The following is a 16,056-nucleotide window of genomic DNA, read 5'->3' as shown; positions in this document are numbered from 1 at the left end:
GACGGGTGAGCTGTGTGGCCGCGTATTACATCAAACAGGCGAGTGCTAAAAACTCGCTCAATCGGGCGCGAAGAAACTGAAGGAACATGCCACCCCCTCGCATCAAAAAAGAGTGAGCTATTTCAATATGTTGCGAGCGTGGAAAAGTAAGGTGGCGATCCCGACAGGATTCGAACCTGTGACATTCAGCTTAGAAGGCTGACGCTCTATCCAACTGAGCTACGGGACCTCGCCTTTCGAAAAAGATCGAAGATATTTCAATGAACGCAGGGCTTTGCCAGCAAAGCCTTGCCGAATTATCGCATCGCCCTGCCTGAAACAAGTGTCAGGCCAAACAGGCAATCAATGCGTCTCAATGCGTCCAGGGCATCGTCCGGTCGAAGCGGAAATTATCCGAATAGGAAACCTTGCGGCGCTTCGGCTCATTAGGCTCGATAATGCGATAGGCGATGCCGTTGCGCTTTGCGTAATCGACTGCTTCTTCCTGCGTGGCGAAGAACAGACGAATCTGGCTCTTCATATCGCCGGAAGAAGTATAGCCCATCAAAGGCTCGACCATGCGCGGGCTTTCCGGCTCATATTCCAGAAGCCACTGATCTGTCTTGGCCTGACCGGACTGCATGGCAGTCTTAGCTGGACGGTAAATACGTGCAACCATTTGAAGAACCCTGAACTACTCTCTTGCCCCGCTGGGGAGCTGAAAATCCACCAAGCCAATAGTTTACACGGGAATGCATGTCAACGCGATAAAGACGCACGCCACAGCCTGTGCCAGTGCGTTCATTTATCGACCAAATCAAATCTTGGGGAAGTTGGTCGGAGCGGCAGGATTCGAACCTGCGACCCCCTGATCCCAAATCAGGTGCGCTACCAGACTGCGCTACGCTCCGTGGCCCTCTCGGACGTTGAGTTCCCTAGAGAATTCGCTTTCCTAAGGCAAGAGCTATTTTCAATCTTCAATAAAAAAATAAGCCGAACCGCTCATTGCAGGAGATGTTCTGCCCTCGAACCTGACGCTAGTGGATTGAATTTATCGTTTGATACCCTTCCGATATAAATCCCGTTTCAAACGTAAAATTCGAAAAATCCACTAGATTCATAAAGTTACTAGTGGTCTTTTTTGATTCCGACATTTGCTCAGCGCTCATATCCGAGGGATGCAAATGTCGAAATCAGACCACTAGCACAAAGGCTATGCTCAGCTTTGCATCGTCGGCCCGAATCTTTCGGGGCGTAATCACAGGATGTTCAGCGTGTTAGGAGAGTTGACCACTCCACGAGGAACCAGCGGAGATTTAGACCGTTCATTTCAGCGGCGGGCGCAAAACCAACGATGGATAGGTGCCATGTACAAATTTTCGGCAATCGCAGCAGTGATTATGGTGGCTGCTTTTTCAACCGCCTCCGCACAGGCACAGAGTATCGAAATAGGTCCCAATGGTATCCAGGTTAATCCTGATGGTGACCGGCGCCCCATGCGTGAGGGTGGGGAAATCAGCGAACGAAGAGCAGCGCGAATCGCACGCAGTGAGGGAATGGACGAAGTCGAAAGCGTTTCACGACGCCGTAACGTCTACGTTGTTCGAGGAATAGACCGTCGCGACAATGATATGCGCGTGGTGATCGATCGTCGTACTGGCGAAGTGCTTGAGGTACGCTGACAGACCCTGAACGATATATTCAGCAGCCGCGCCCGCAGGCGCGGTTTTCCTCCTGGAGATTTGCAAAGATGATGACCAAGCGCGATCTGCGCGAAGGCTTGGTGATTTCGCGCCATTTTTGTGCGCGAATCTTACCAGTTTCCCATTGCATGACGTAACGAGTAGCTGATGGATACCCTGCCTGAGTACAACTTGAAGCAGCACGGACCAGACTACATGCAAGCGCTTGAAGCGCTTTCCCGTCCGAAAGTAGCAGAATCAGCGAATTGACAGCTCTGGTAAAGTAAGCTTACCAATTATCTGCCTACATAAATTAGCACTTCGTAATTCAACTGCCATTCGGGAGAGGATGGTCGTTCATTGCATAACCGTCGAAAAAATTGCGACGGCGCATTCATTATCAAGGAGAGGAACTGCACATCCAGGAAGGGAGGACCTATGCCCTGGAATCAAGTTTATGACCCTTTGGGGAGCATGTTCTGGTCGACATTGCTTGCCGCCTTGCCAATTGTCGTCCTGCTGGGCGGTATCGGCTTTTTCCACATCAAAGCACACACCGCAGCCATACTTGGGCTTCTGACAGCGCTTGTCATCGCAGTCGTCGGCTTCGGAATGCCTGCCGACATGGCGGGTGCCACCGCCGTTTACGGTGCCGCCTATGGACTTCTGCCCATTGGCTGGATCATTCTCAACGTCATATTTCTCTATCGGCTGACCGAACAGACCGGCCAGTTCAATATTCTGCGTGATTCCATTGCCGGCATCACGCCGGATCGTCGTCTTCAGCTTCTCTTTATCGCCTTTTCGTTCGGTGCTTTCTTTGAGGGTGCCGCGGGTTTCGGTACGCCTGTAGCCGTGACGGCTGCGATGCTGATGGGGCTGGGTTTTGCTCCCCTGCCCGCGGCTGGCCTTTCACTGATCGCCAATACGGCGCCGGTCGCCTATGGCGCGCTTGGAACGCCGGTCATTGCGCTTTCGGCGGTGACCGGAATTGACCTTTTGCAACTCTCCGGGATGATCGGACGCCAGCTTCCGTTCTTTTCCGTCATCGTGCCCTTCTGGCTGATCTGGGCCTTTGCCGGACGCAGGGGCATGCTGGAAGTCTGGCCTGCATTGCTGGTGGCAGGTGTTGCCTTCGCCGTTCCGCAATATCTGGTGTCCAATTTCCATGGACCATGGCTGGTGGACGTGATCGCGGCGATCTGTTCGATGGCGGCTCTGGCAGGCTTCCTGCGCATCTGGCAGCCGAAGCGAATCTGGACCTCGACCGGCAAGGAAGGTGAAGCGGATTCGGCCCCTATGCCAGCGCCGCCGAAGCATTCCATCGGAACCGTTTTCCGGGCATGGACGCCCTGGCTTATCCTGTCGGTGTTCGTGTTTCTCTGGGGCACGCCGCAATTCCGGACATGGCTGGACTCACTCTGGGTCTGGAAAATGCCGATCCCCTATCTGCACAATCTTGTATTCAAGGTTCCGCCCGTCGTGGCCGAAGCGCATTCGGAAGCCGCGATCTATACGCTCAATCTGCTTTCGGCCACCGGTACGGGCATCCTGCTCTCTGCCGTGGTCGGCGGACTTGTGCTCGGCTTCAACCCGCTGAAGCTTCTGAAGGAATACGGCAAGACCGCCTACGTGGTTCGCTTCTCGCTGATCACGATCTCGGCCATGCTGGCGCTTGGCTATGTCACGCGCTATTCGGGCACCGATGCGACCCTCGGCCTCGCTTTCGCGCAGACCGGCTGGGTCTACCCGTTCTTCGGAGCGATGCTCGGCTGGCTTGGTGTCGCGCTGACAGGGTCCGACACGGCGTCGAACGTCCTGTTTGGCGGCCTGCAGAAGATCACGGCGGAACAGCTCGGCCTGTCGCCTGTCCTGATGGCGGCTGCAAATTCCTCCGGTGGCGTGATGGGCAAGATGATTGACGCACAGTCCATCGTCGTCGCCTCAACCGCGACGCAGTGGTACGGGCATGAATCGAAGATCCTGCGCTATGTGTTCTTCCATTCCATTGCGCTGGCCGCACTCGTCGGCCTTCTGGTGATGGCTCAGGCCTATCTGCCGCCATTCACCTCCATGGTCCCGACCGAAACACTACCGGCCATCACGCACTGACGCGAAGTGAACGACAGACGAACCCACGCGAGCCCCCTCGCGTGGGTTTTCTGCTTTTCTGCGAAGCCTCTCGGGGGAACAAAATCGCACGCGCACGCGTTTTCACTTCACTACCAATAGGCTGGAGACTGAATGTGAATAGAAACGGGCTTTATCTGATTATTGGCGCGCTGATTGTCGTGGCTGCGGGTCTTGCGGTTTATGTCTATCGTGAAGAGACCAAACCCGCCGGAATCGAGATGAAAATCGGAGAAGGTGGTGTTTCCATTCAGGAAAACTGAAATCGGCAAGACGTTATAAACATATAAACCGATTAAGATTTCAAACGCTTACGCTTTGTGATGCAACATTTCGGACTTCGCCATGTTATTTGGGGCACCAGATAAAACGGAGGACCGAAATGGGTATCCAGACTGTTTCCGACGAGCTTTATCGTCGTCATGAACGCGAATGGGCAGAGCTGCGCAACGCAGTTGAGGCAAGCGAAGCCAACCAACGGCAGCAGGAGAAGGCATCAGGCCAGACCTCTTGCGATGACAAGACGTCTGGGCACCAGTAAGTCTTCACCAATCTACCTTGAAACGCCGCGAAAGCGGCGTTTTTTGTTTCCGCTTCATCGTTCCAGCGTCCGCGCCAGACGCTGCGGTAACCAAATGCGAAGGAACAATTGGTAGCGTCTCCCCATCGCGATTCGAACAGGAGACAGACGATGGCTGCACGGAAACGCACCACCCGCTCGCCCCAGCGCTCCACAAAGCGCTCGGCCAAGTCGTCGGGCAAGTCCTCCGGCTCGTCCACCCCCGTTCTCGCACTTGCCGCAATTTTGGGCCTAGGTGCCTTCAGCCTGTGGGCAACCTCCCAGCACAAGAGCCCGCAAGCCGCCATAACAGCCCTGTTCCAGCGCCCCGCTTCCAAGCCGAACACACAGTCATCTGCGAGAGCCGAGCCAAAGGCGACCGTCACCAGCAAAGCACCCGAAAATAAGGCGCCGTCGAAGGATTACGGCGCCGCTGTCGGCCCTGTACCGCGTCCATCGGCACCCGTTGTGGCGGCACCCGCACCGCAAAAGCCGGTGCAGCAGGCGGCAATCCAGACCGCCACCCCGCCGCGCCCCAAAAATCAGGTTGCCGTATCCCCGCCCGCCGCTGCGCTACGCTCCATGCCGCCGCGTGGCGTCAACACTCCGGCAAGCTCCCCATCTGTGATTTATGCCAAGGCGCGGCTCACCATCCATAAGAATGCCTGGGACAAGTCGCCATCCATCGGCGTCGTGGAAAAAGGCCGCGAGATGCGCTCCTATGGGAAGACCGGACGCTGGCATCGCGTGATCGTCCCGAAGACGAACATGATCGGCTGGGTACACGAAGATCAGCTTATCGGTGGGCGCAACAAGCCTGACAGTGCAAGCCTTATCACCGGCTCGATTGCCAGGAAGACGCAAACTGCAACGGCTGCCGCACCGAAACAGGTTTCAAATCCAGCGCATTCACGCATGGAGCCGCCAAAAGCTGTCGGCCAGAAAAACTAGAGCGGTTCCGGTTAAAACGGAGTCGGTGGAACCGCCCTATCTCTTTGTTTTTACGCATGTATTTATCCCAAAACCGGTTCCCACTTTTGGGAGACATGCTCTAATCCAGACCACGCGCCATTGCTTCGAGCTGCCGGTCGCCCGGCAGATAATCGAATCCTGCTTCAATCAGTGATGAACTGTCTGCGACCAGATCACCATAAAGCTGGTCGTAGAGACCGCCTTTGCCTACTGCCGATAGCAGGAGCCGCATGAAGACCGGTGGAACGGGTACAAGACGCAAAGGCTTTCCCAAGGCAGCACGCAGCTTCGTTACAAGTTCTTTTGTGGAGCGCGGTTGCGGCTCAGCAAGATGAAACACCCGCCCGGCAACCTTTTCGGCAGGCGCCACGCTTAAAAATGTCAGCGCATGTGCGACGTTTTCAAGCGACACGAAACTGCGCCTGTTGTTTGCCAGACCGAACGGCAACGGCAATCCGCTGTTGCAGAGCTTTATCAAGGCTTTCAGGTTCGCCCGCGCTCCGGGACCGTAAACAAGAACCGGGCGCGCGATGACGATCTCGATTCCGTTGATTTCGCGCAGATCGGCTTCCGCCTTCGCCTTGGCACGGCCGTAATCATCACGCGGCTTCAGCGGCATGTCCGGCGTCAGCGGCGACGGGTTTCCCACAATCGTATAGATCGTGGATACAAATACGAAGCGCTTTACGCCGGTGGCTTTTGCCTTGGTGGCGAGTTCCACGGCCAGTCGATGATTGACCGCATCGAATGTATCTGCATCCGGTCGTTCCGCGCCGGTGCGGTGAGCAAATGCTGCACAATGAACGACAGTTTCCACACCTGAAAAATCCGGATCAGACAGTTCATTCCGGGACAGAGGCAGGACATCATGCCCTTCCCCGATCAGCATTTTTGTAAGGGCGCTTCCGATAAAACCACCCGCGCCGGTGACCGCTATCGTCATCCTCAGCGTTCCGGCTGTTCGCCACCCGCCAGAACCTGAGCGGCAAGCGTGCGCGTGATGCGGCTTTTCTGCTCAAGTGCCGCCCGGTCGAGCTTGTCGACGATCTGGATCGCAGACAGAAGCGAGCGCTCGATCCGGCTCACCAGATAGGCGACGACATGCGGCTCGACGCTTACCTGCCGGTCCGCGAAGAGTTTGTGAATAACGCCGGAAAGCAGCAGGTCGTCCGGTTCTGAAATTTCCACGACGGTTGCAGCCTTGAGACGCGAGGCAAGATCGGGGAGCTTGACGTTCCAGTTGGCTGGCCACAAGCGGGAGGTCATCAGCAGGGAAGGCCCAAGCCCCTGAGCCGCATTCTGCCGAACGCTGTTGATGAGATGGAAAAGTCCGGTTTCATCGAAAGGCGCAGCACCAATATCATCGATCAGCACCGGATATTCGGCAGCGCCGTTCACGGCTTCCTCGGTAATGTGCGTGGGGTCTACCAGAAGTGCGCCTGTTCCGGCGCGCCAGATTTCCGCCAGATGCGTCTTACCTGATCCGGTCGGTCCGGCAAGGATCGTGACAGGCGACAGCCAGTTCGGCCAGCGATCGATAAGATCGACGGCGGCACGGTTGGAATCCGTGACGATCATGTCTTCCCGATGATAACCGGGCTGATGCTCAAGATTCAACGGAATCTGGCGCGGTGCCTCACGCATCGCGGCCTCCTGCAAATCCCGTTTCAAATCCTGCCCGGTTACGACCCAGTCTCATTTCTCTTTGCCCGCATTCTCGCCTGCCTCGATCAGCGGCCCGGCGTCGGGGTTCGGCTGATGGTAGGCAGGATCATACATCGGTGAGTGGAGATAGCTATTCAATGCGAACCGCACAAGCACCCCGACTGCAGCCGCTGCGGGCACTGCCACCAGCATTCCGGTGAAGCCGAACAGCGAACCGAAGGCAAAAAGAGCGAACATGAGCCAGACCGGATGAAGCCCCACGGACGAGCCGACGAGCTTCGGCTGGAGGATGTTTCCTTCCACAAACTGACCAAGGAAAAACACACCCGCGACGGCACAGATCATGATCCAGTCAGGCCAGAACTGGACCAGCGCCACACCGATGGCGAGCGCCAGACCAACAAAGGAACCGATATAGGGAATAAAGCTGATGAGACCGGCAAAAAAGCCGATCAGCAGGCCGAAATTGAGCCCGGTCAGCGTAAGACCGATGGCGTAATAGGTTCCCAGAATGAGGCAGAGCGTTCCCTGTCCGCGAATGAAACCGGCGACGGCGGCATTCATCTCGCGGGCGATGCGGCGCACGGTATGAAGCTGGCGGCGCGGCACCCATGAATCGATGCTGCTCACCATGCGGTCCCAGTCCAGAAGCATGTAGAATGCAACCACCGGAGTGACGACGAAAAGCCCCGCAATATCGATCAGCGATTTCCCCGAATTCCACAGGGACTGAAGCAGGGTAGACAGGAAACCGGCGCCCTGCTGGAGCAGCGAACTCAGATTCTGCTGAATGACCGAACTGTCAATGCCGATATATTTCTTCAGCCATTGCGAATCCTCATTTGCCAGCAGCGACTGCAACTGGGTGATGTATTCGGGGATTTTGGAAATGAAATCAGCGAGCTGCGTTGCGAGGATCGGCACGACGATCATCAGGCCGAGGATCAGCGCCATCAGGAAGATGAGCAGGATGACGATTGTAGCCGCAAGCCGGGACAGGCCGAAACGTTCGAGCCTGTCTGCGACAGGGTCGAGGAAATAGGCCAGCGCCATGCCCGCAACAAAAGGCAACAGCACTGAACTGAATACGATGAGAAACAGAATGAAGACCGCGACGGTCCCCACCCAGAACATCGCCTGACGACGTACCGAAGAGCCGGTCAGCGCGCCGACTTCCACATTGACGTGGATATCACCATCGCGAACTGTCGCTTCCGACTGACGGATCGTTCGACTGGCGCTCGTGCGCGTGGGTGTCGGTTTCTTGACCATGTGCGTCCATTTTCTAAGAAATGAGCTGGATAGAGCCAGTCCTGATAGCAGAATGGCGTTACGGATATCTTAGTGCGAACGGGAACAAGTTAGAACGGTTACTCAAGATTGCAATGTCTGTGCGAAAAGCCAGACGAAACACAACCTTCTATCGAGTTATGGACGGTGCTTTACGATTTCAGGCAGAATCCTGCACTGTTTCGCTCTTTTCGGGCTTTGTGGCCTTGCAGGCAGCGCCGTCTCGTGCCATTGCGCGCACATTCTCTTTTTATCGCATTTTTCTTGAGCAAAACCGTTACACGCTTTTGCCGAAAATGCATTAAACAGCTGCGTGGATAAGCACCCAATTTCAGGAGCAGGCCATGACCATGGAAAATAAGCCCGCCGATAAGTCTGTTGGCCAGAACGGCCTGACCTATGCGCAGGCTGGTGTCGACATCGATGCTGGTAACCTGATGGTCGAGAAGATCAAGCCCCTCGTGCGCTCCACGCGCCGCGCCGGTGCGGACGGAGAGATTGGCGGCTTTGGCGGCCTGTTCGACCTCAAGGCCGCTGGTTTCAAGGACCCGGTACTCGTTGCCGCCAATGACGGTGTCGGCACCAAGTTGAAGATCGCCATCGATGCCGACAAGCATGACACGGTAGGCATTGATCTTGTTGCCATGTGTGTCAACGATCTCGTCGTTCAGGGTGCTGAGCCGCTTTTCTTCCTCGACTATTTTGCGACCGGCAAGCTTTCGCCGGATCAGGGTGTCGATATCGTTGCGGGTATCGCCGAAGGATGCCGACAGGCTGGCAGCGCGCTGATCGGTGGTGAAACCGCTGAAATGCCCGGCATGTATCGCGACGGCGATTATGATCTTGCAGGTTTCGCGGTTGGTGCGGCTGAACGCGACCGTCTGCTGCCGCGTGGCGATATCGCCGAAGGTGATGTCATACTCGGCCTTGCTTCGTCCGGCGTTCATTCCAACGGATTTTCTCTGGTGCGCCGCATCGTTGAACTCTCCGGTCTTGGCTGGAAGTCCGATGCCCCGTTCCAGCCGGGCGCAACACTCGGTGAAGCCCTGCTCGCCCCAACACGCATTTATGTGAAGCCTCTTCTTGCCGCAATCCGCGCTTCAGACGGTATCAAGGCGCTGGCCCACATCACCGGCGGCGGTTTTCCCGACAATATTCCGCGCGTCCTGCCGGAAGGTCTCGCTGCTGAAATCGATCTTGCGTCCATTTCCGTTCCGCCAGTCTTCTCCTGGCTTGCCAAGACGGGCGGCGTCGAGCCGAATGAAATGCTGCGCACATTCAATTGCGGCATCGGCATGATTGCCGTCGTGAAGCTTGAGAAGGTTGAGGAAGTTGTGGCTGTCCTTGCCGCAGAAGGCGAAAAGGTTGTCACGCTCGGCCGGATGGTGAAGCGTGAAAAAGACGGCGTCGTCTATAAGGGTACGCTTTCGCTATGAGCCGCAAGCGGGTCGTCATCTTCATTTCGGGCGGCGGCTCCAATATGGAGGCGCTGATCCGCGCTGCTCAAGCCGCCGATTTTCCGGCGGAAGTGGTGGCGGTCTTTTCCGACAAGGAAGAAGCTGGCGGCCTTGCCAAGGCAAAGGCTGCCGGTATTGCGACACAGGTTTTCAAGCGCAAGGACTTTGCCTCGAAGGATGCGCATGAAGATGCCATTCTGGACGCACTCGCCGCGTTGAAGCCGGATATGATTTGCCTTGCTGGCTACATGCGTCTTCTGTCGGGCCGTTTCATTGCTCCCTATGAGGGCCGTATTCTCAACATTCACCCTTCCCTGCTCCCGCTTTTCCCCGGACTGCATACCCACCAGCGCGCGCTGGATGCGGGTATGAAAGTCGCAGGCTGCACCGTTCACCTGGTCACGGAAGGGATGGATGAAGGTCCGATTCTGGCACAGGCGGCGGTGCCGGTGCATGCTGGTGACGATGCCGAAGCGCTCGCAGCCCGCGTTCTGAAAGCCGAGCATCAACTTTATGCATTGGCCCTTCGCAAATTTGCCGACGAACAAAACAGCCAGCCGGATCTGGCCGATGTGATGGTTCTGAGCGCCTGACGGCGTTCTTTCCTTTTTTAGCCGCGGCAAATTAATCACATCCCAATTTTTTTGTTAATAAAACTTTAATTTCCCGCAAAAAGCTCTAATTCCCATTCGTAACGGAACTTGCTTCGGCAAATCTCGTTAAGGGACGTGTAAGCGTCTCTTTCAATGTGTGTTTTAGAAGAGGACAAAGACATGTCTCTCCGTTTTTCGACTTCCTTCCTTTCGGCAATGACCGTCATTTCCGGCATTGCGGTCACGGCTCCAGCCATTGCTGCCGACTACGTAGCTCCTCCCGCTTCGGGTCGCACCCAGCCGCGCTCGGAAGTCGGCACGCTGTCCTGCGATATTTCTCCTGCAATCGGCGTCATCATCGGCAGCCAGCAGGATGTGGACTGCGTATTCAGCCCGGCCCGTGGACGTGGTCCGGCTGAGCGTTATACAGGGACGATTACCAAGCTCGGCATCGATGTCGGCTTCATCAATGGCGGCCGTGTCGCCTGGGCCGTCTGGGCTCCGACTGTTCGTCCCGAAGGCGCTCTTCAGGGCCGTTATGTCGGCGCATCTGCCAATGCAGCGATTGGCGTCGGCTTCGGCACCAACATCCTGACCGGCGGTTCGTGGAAGACGATTTCGCTTCAGCCGATTTCGCTTCAGGGCCAGCGCGGCCTGAATGCTGCTGTGGGTGTTTCCAAGCTGAGACTGCGTTACGCTGGCTAACAATCAGCGCGAATAAACAACAACGCCGGGACGCATATAAATTTTATATATGCGTCCCGGCGTTGTTGGATAAATATTTATGTATTTATTTTGCGTATCCAGATCTTGGTGTCGTGGACTGCCAGCCCGCCATAGGGTGCGGCAGGTTCAGCGCCGATCAATATATTGATCCCCTCGCCGCGCTCGAATGTCGAGTTCGGAAAAATGCCCTCCGACACGACGACCCCGCGTTTTTGTCCGGCACGCAGCACGGCATGAAGCACCAGTTCGCCACGATGATTGCCGATCTCGATCCGCTCGCCATTCTCGATGCCAAGTTCTGCCGCATCGTCGGGATGGATAAGCAGTTCAGGCCGGATTTCCTTGGCAAGCGACGTGGGCGTCTCGGCAAAGGTCGAGTTCAGGAAATTATGCGCCGGTGAAGTCGTCATGCGGAAGGGATGTTCGGCATCCGCCGTTTCAATCACTTCCCAATAATCCGGAAATTCCGGTATCGACTGGAAATCACCCTGAAGCCCCATGACTTCCGGTGGCTTGTTCGGCGACGGGCTTCCGGTCCAGTCAGGACGAAAGCGGAACTTGCCATCCGGCCATTTAAAGCCATTGATATAATGCGCATCTTCGAAAGGCGGCTGTAGATCGACAAAGCGCTTTTCCTTCAATTCATCGAATTGCGGCAAGTCGCTATTGGCGTTCATGTTGTCGATCAGCGTGCGTTCATCCAGATCGAAGCCCGGCAGATCGCCAACGCCGAGGCGCTTTGCCAGTTCGTTGATTACGAAGATATTCGGACGCGCATCGGCGAGAGGCTCAATCAGCTTCGGCCCCAGAACGACATGCTGCTGCCCGCCGCCGCGATAAATATCGTCATGTTCGAGGAACGTCGTGGCTGGCAATACGACATCGGCCATCTTCGCCGTATCGGTCATGAACTGTTCGTGCACGGCAACGAAAAGATCCTCGCGTGCAAAGCCTTTGCGAACCAGCCGCTGTTCCGGCGTCACATTCATCGGGTTGGTGTTCTGGATCAGCATCGCCATGACGGGTGGGCCGCCATAAAGAGCCTCACTGTCACCGGTGAGAATGCGACCGATCTTCGACTGATCGAGAAAACGAAGCCCCACATCCTGCATGGCGCGACCTTCGATCTCGCGCTTGTCCATCTTGAAGATGCCGGAGTTCGAGTGGAATGCCCCACCGCCTTCATAAAGGAAAGCACCTGTCACGCAGGCAATCGAAGCGGCTGCATGCATGTTCACCGCGCCGTTGCGCTGGCGGGTGAAACCATAGCCGAGGCGGAAATAGGTGCGCTTGGTTTTGCCGACGAGATGGGCGAATGCCTCGATCTCTTCAACGGACAGGCCGGTGATCGCGGCTGCCCATTCCGGTGTGCGGGTCTGAAGATGTGCTTCCAGCCCCTTCGGATCATCGGTGTAGCGCTCCAGATAATCCCAGTCTGCAAGGCCGTCACGAAACAGCACATGCATGACCGCGCAGGCAAAGGCGCCATCGGTTCCAGGTTTCAGCACAATGCCCATATCCGCCTGACGGACGGTCGCATTGGCATAAACGTCGATGACGACGATCTTGGCGCCGCGTTCCTTACGTGCTCGGACCGCATGAGTCATGACATTGACCTGCGTGGCGGCGGCATTGGTGCCCCAGATCACCACCACATCGGCCTTCGCCATTTCACGCGGATCAGGACCAGTCAGGCTTCCTGTTCCCGCAAAATAGCCGGTCCAGGCCATATTGGTGCAGAAACTGTCGAACTGGTTGGAATAGCGCTTGGCAAAGCGCAGGCGATTGATCGAGTCGCGCTGCACCAGCCCCATGGTGCCTGCATAGTAATAGGGCCAGACGCTCTCGCTGCCATAATCGCGCTCAGCTTTCAGGAAACGCTCTGTAATGAGATCAAGTGCGGCTTCCCATGAAGCTTCCTTCCACTGCCCCGCACCTTTCGCACCGGCACGAACCAACGGATGCTTGAGGCGATCGGGATGATGAACGCGCTCGGCATAGCGCGCCACCTTGGCGCAGATGACGCCAGCCGTATAGCTGTTGTCCTTCGCGCCGCGCACGCGCCCGATGGTCCGCTCATCGAGAATTTCGACATCGAGTGCGCAAGTTGACGGACAGTCGTGCGGACAAGCCGAATGACCGGTTTTGATGTTCGAGATTGGAGCGTGCTGGTTCATATTACTTTATTATCTCAAGCCACTTCCTGCAGAAACGAATTTCTGCCGGAAGATTGTCACTGTGACGAAATAAATTTTCAAGACAGGCGCAATGCAATTGCGCCGAGAACAATAAAGCCGGCAGCCACGAAACGCGATAGCCCGACTTTTTCTTTCAACACCAGAGCCGAAATGAGCACACCGAAGAGTATCGCGGTTTCGCGGAGTGCCGCCACGACGGCAATCGGAGCCATGGTCATCGCCCAGAGTGCAAGGCCATAGGAACCGAGCGTACCAACGCCACCGATCATGGCCGGTCGCCAGTGATTGCGCAGATACTGGATGAAACGATCCGGTTCGCGGTAAAGGGCCCAACCCGCCAGCGGTATGGCGTTCATCAGGAACAGCCACAGCGTATAGGAAATCGGCTCGCCCGACACACGAACACCGAGGCCGTCAATGATCGTATAACTTGCTATGAAACCGGCATTGGTCAGCGCAAGCAAGGCAGTGCGGCTTGAAGCCCCACGATTTCTTCGCCGCGCATCAAGCGCCATCGCCAGAACGCCGGAACAGATCAGCACGATACCGAGCCAGCTCTGCCAGCCCATGATCTCGCCGACCAGCGGCGCACTGACCAGCGCCACCAGCAAGGGCGGAGTGCCGCGCATGATCGGATAGGCTTCGCTCATATCGCCGGATTTATAAGCCGCCGCCACGAGCGACATATAGAAGGTCTGCGTAACCGTAGACAGAAGCATGTAAATCCAGCTTGCCGGGTTCGGCAGCGGCAGAAAAGGCAAGGTGAAAAGAGCAATCAACCCGGCAGCGCTGGTCACACTGGCCGCGCTGAAGAACTTGTCTCCGCTTCCCTTTACAATTGCGTTCCAGCTCGCGTGGAGGAACGCGCCAAAGAGGACGATCAGAAGGACGCCACCAGACATTTCGGGACTCGACTCAAAGGATAAGGAGCGGATGTTGAAGGTTGTATGTCACATTTGTGACAGGAGAGATATTGCAGGAACGACGCAGTGTCTGTTCCAAAAGTCGCCATGCCGGTCTGCAAATGGCAATTTGTCTGCGTTCCGGTGCTCACGTACCTTTAAGTACGCTCCGCTGCGGTACTCGAAAATCACCATTTTCGCCACGGCCTGCCGCTTTTTGATTCAGTCACTGGGGGTGTTTTTGCCTTTCCCTATCGACCCTCTTGCCGAAATGAGACCGACATGAAACAAGCGCAACCATGAATTATCGTCACGCCTATCACGCCGGAAATTTTGCGGATGTCGTCAAGCACGTCATCCTGACGCGTCTTGTCGAGTATCTGAAACGCAAGGATCAGGCCTTTCGTGTCATCGACACCCATGCAGGCATCGGCCTCTACGACCTGAAGGGTATTGAGGCAGGCAAAACCGGCGAATGGGCAGGCGGTATCGACCGCATCCTGGACGCGGTGAAGAAAGGGCAGATCGAGCAGCCCGTTCTGGATTTGCTGGAGCCTTATCTTGCTGCCGTCCGCTCGGTCAATGAAGGCGAAAAGCTGCGCCATTATCCGGGATCGCCCCTTCTCGTGCGGCATTTGCTACGCAAGCAGGATCGCCTGTCCGCACTGGAACTGCATCCGCAGGACTCCACCAAACTGGCGAAGCTATTCGACGGCGATTATCAGGTTCGGGTGACCGAGCTGGACGGTTGGCTGGCGCTTGGCGCTCACCTTCCACCGAAGGAAAAACGCGGCATGGTGCTGGTTGACCCGCCTTTTGAAAAGGAAGGCGAATTCGATCGCCTGGTTGACGGTCTGGCCAAGGCGTACAAGCGTTTCGGCGGCGGCATTTATGCGCTGTGGTATCCGGTGAAGGACCGCAAGGAAACGGAACGTTTCACCAGACACTTACGTGAAACAGGCATTCCGAAGATCATGCAGATCGAACTGGCGATTCGTGCCCCCTCCGCCGAACCACGCCTGGATGGCACCGGTATGATTGTCGTCAACCCGCCCTATACACTTGAAAGTGAGATGCAAACCCTGCTTCCCTGCCTTACCAAGCTTCTGGCTGAGGAAAAAGGGAGCAATTTCAGCATCAAGTGGGTGAGAAGCGAGACGGATCGCACTTGACCCGCGTGAATTGCTGACGGAAACTGCGCCTCAATGCTTCGGCTATCATAGACTTGAACGGGTGCCAGCCCGCAATTTGGGACAGGACAGAGATATGCAACGAACCCTGGAACGTATCGGACAGTATTCACGCGCAGCCCTGTTTGCGGCGTCTGTCCTTCCTCTGACGCTTGTGTCTCTGCCGGCCAGCGCCGCAGACTATCTCGCTTCTGCTCCAGCAGGCGTTGCCGATGCAGGCGCTTGCAGCCAGCAGAGCGTTTTGCGTTCGGTGGTTTCCGATTTCGGCTATCAGGTACGTCATGTCCCGAACCTGCCGCAGGTCGGCATTTCGGCCATGAGCGATGTTCAACTGACGCGCTATGAGCCGAGGACCAATCCGGCCCAGATCGAACGCACCTATTGCAAGGCAACCGCCGTTCTGACCGACGGTCAGTACCGTTCGGTCTGGTATATGGTCGAAGAAGGTCAGGGCTTTGCCTCGATGGGCCGCAATGTCGAATTCTGCGTCGACGGTTTCGACCGCTGGTATGTTTACGACGCAAGCTGCCGCGTTCTTCGCTAGTGTCTGTTCCAAAAGTCGCCATGCCGGTCTGCAAATGGCAATTTGTCTGCGTTCCGGTGCTCACGTACCTTTAAGTACGCTCCGCTCCGGTACTCGAAAATCACCATTTTCGCCTCGGCCTGTCGCTTTTTGATTCAGACACTGAAGCCTTGAGCAACGATTGAGTGGA

The 16,056-nt window shown here is 56.3% G+C and carries 16 protein-coding genes and 2 tRNA genes; 10 read left to right on the top strand and 8 right to left on the bottom strand.

Translation table 11 applies throughout. The features are described 5' to 3' along the window. Positions 1-152 precede the first annotated feature (152 nt). From F9K94_RS00430 to F9K94_RS00420, 3 genes are all read right to left on the bottom strand, one after another. Positions 153-229, bottom strand: a tRNA-Arg gene (locus tag F9K94_RS00430). A 123-nt stretch (positions 230-352) separates the two neighbouring features. Continuing rightward, complete coding sequence (locus F9K94_RS00425) at positions 353-658, bottom strand: ETC complex I subunit (protein ID WP_061347344.1); 306 nt, start codon at positions 656-658, stop codon at positions 353-355. A gap of 155 nt (positions 659-813) precedes the next feature. Next, a tRNA-Pro gene (locus F9K94_RS00420) sits at positions 814-890 on the bottom strand. Between the two features lie 456 nt (positions 891-1,346). Between F9K94_RS00420 and F9K94_RS00415 the strand changes: the two genes are divergently transcribed. The 5 genes from F9K94_RS00415 (at position 1,347) to F9K94_RS00400 (ending at position 5,301) form a co-directional block, all read left to right on the top strand. After that, positions 1,347-1,661: a PepSY domain-containing protein gene (locus tag F9K94_RS00415; protein ID WP_061347343.1), complete on the top strand. Its 315-nt coding sequence runs from the start codon at positions 1,347-1,349 to the stop codon at positions 1,659-1,661. Positions 1,662-2,099: 438 nt separating this feature from the next. Continuing rightward, positions 2,100-3,773, top strand: coding sequence for an L-lactate permease (locus tag F9K94_RS00410; protein ID WP_151642999.1), 1,674 nt, complete (start codon positions 2,100-2,102; stop codon positions 3,771-3,773). A 134-nt stretch (positions 3,774-3,907) separates the two neighbouring features. Next, a complete protein-coding gene (locus tag F9K94_RS00405; protein ID WP_010661698.1) occupies positions 3,908-4,054 on the top strand; it encodes a hypothetical protein in 147 nt (48 codons plus the stop codon). A gap of 119 nt (positions 4,055-4,173) precedes the next feature. Further along, the gene (locus F9K94_RS24330; RefSeq protein WP_010661697.1) at positions 4,174-4,332 is read left to right on the top strand and encodes a hypothetical protein; all 159 of its coding nucleotides are present in this window, start codon (positions 4,174-4,176) and stop codon (positions 4,330-4,332) included. 150 nt (positions 4,333-4,482) lie between these two features. Beyond that, the gene (locus F9K94_RS00400; protein WP_151642996.1) at positions 4,483-5,301 is read left to right on the top strand and encodes a hypothetical protein; all 819 of its coding nucleotides are present in this window, start codon (positions 4,483-4,485) and stop codon (positions 5,299-5,301) included. Between the two features lie 100 nt (positions 5,302-5,401). Here the strand turns inward: F9K94_RS00400 and F9K94_RS00395 are convergent, their stop codons facing one another. From F9K94_RS00395 to F9K94_RS00385, 3 genes are read right to left on the bottom strand one after another with little or no spacing between them, the layout of a single operon-like run. Continuing rightward, complete coding sequence (locus F9K94_RS00395) at positions 5,402-6,265, bottom strand: NAD-dependent epimerase/dehydratase family protein (RefSeq protein WP_151642994.1); 864 nt, start codon at positions 6,263-6,265, stop codon at positions 5,402-5,404. Between the two features lie 2 nt (positions 6,266-6,267). Continuing rightward, entirely contained in the window at positions 6,268-6,966 is a 699-nt protein-coding gene (hdaA, locus tag F9K94_RS00390; RefSeq protein ID WP_151642992.1) for a DnaA regulatory inactivator HdaA, read from the bottom strand. 51 nt (positions 6,967-7,017) lie between these two features. Then, complete coding sequence (locus F9K94_RS00385; RefSeq protein WP_192799419.1) at positions 7,018-8,259, bottom strand: AI-2E family transporter; 1,242 nt, start codon at positions 8,257-8,259, stop codon at positions 7,018-7,020. A gap of 362 nt (positions 8,260-8,621) precedes the next feature. Between F9K94_RS00385 and purM the strand changes: the two genes are divergently transcribed. The 3 genes from purM to F9K94_RS00370 all read left to right on the top strand — a co-directional run bounded on the left by purM (position 8,622) and on the right by F9K94_RS00370 (position 11,032). Continuing rightward, positions 8,622-9,713: a phosphoribosylformylglycinamidine cyclo-ligase gene (gene purM, locus F9K94_RS00380; protein ID WP_151642990.1), complete on the top strand. Its 1,092-nt coding sequence runs from the start codon at positions 8,622-8,624 to the stop codon at positions 9,711-9,713. Then, positions 9,710-10,327, top strand: a complete 618-nt coding sequence (gene purN / locus F9K94_RS00375) for a phosphoribosylglycinamide formyltransferase (protein WP_151642988.1) — start codon at positions 9,710-9,712, stop codon at positions 10,325-10,327. The genes purM and purN overlap by 4 nt, the downstream gene beginning before the upstream one ends. Before the next feature lie 180 nt (positions 10,328-10,507). Further along, positions 10,508-11,032, top strand: a complete 525-nt coding sequence (locus F9K94_RS00370) for a DUF992 domain-containing protein (protein ID WP_061347336.1) — start codon at positions 10,508-10,510, stop codon at positions 11,030-11,032. Positions 11,033-11,109: 77 nt separating this feature from the next. On the opposite strand, the gene F9K94_RS00365 is transcribed toward F9K94_RS00370, so the two are convergent. Further along, positions 11,110-13,230 (bottom strand): molybdopterin oxidoreductase family protein, encoded by a 2,121-nt coding sequence (locus F9K94_RS00365; RefSeq protein WP_151642986.1) that lies wholly within the window; start codon positions 13,228-13,230, stop codon positions 11,110-11,112. Positions 13,231-13,307: 77 nt separating this feature from the next. Continuing rightward, entirely contained in the window at positions 13,308-14,153 is an 846-nt protein-coding gene (locus F9K94_RS00360) for a DMT family transporter (RefSeq protein ID WP_151642984.1), read from the bottom strand. Positions 14,154-14,452: 299 nt separating this feature from the next. Between F9K94_RS00360 and F9K94_RS00350 the strand changes: the two genes are divergently transcribed. Beyond that, positions 14,453-15,325 carry a 23S rRNA (adenine(2030)-N(6))-methyltransferase RlmJ gene (locus tag F9K94_RS00350; RefSeq protein WP_151642982.1) on the top strand — a complete coding sequence of 291 codons (873 nt, stop codon included), beginning with the start codon at positions 14,453-14,455 and terminating at the stop codon, positions 15,323-15,325. Positions 15,326-15,419: 94 nt separating this feature from the next. Then, positions 15,420-15,887: a phage portal protein gene (locus tag F9K94_RS00345; protein WP_151642980.1), complete on the top strand. Its 468-nt coding sequence runs from the start codon at positions 15,420-15,422 to the stop codon at positions 15,885-15,887. Positions 15,888-16,056: the final 169 nt, after the last annotated feature.

The sequence above is a fragment of the Brucella tritici genome, assembly GCF_008932285.1.
GTDB lineage: Bacteria > Pseudomonadota > Alphaproteobacteria > Rhizobiales > Rhizobiaceae > Brucella > Brucella tritici.
Note: the sequence above shows the minus strand (reverse complement) of the source record. Positions and strands in the feature narration are given on the sequence as shown.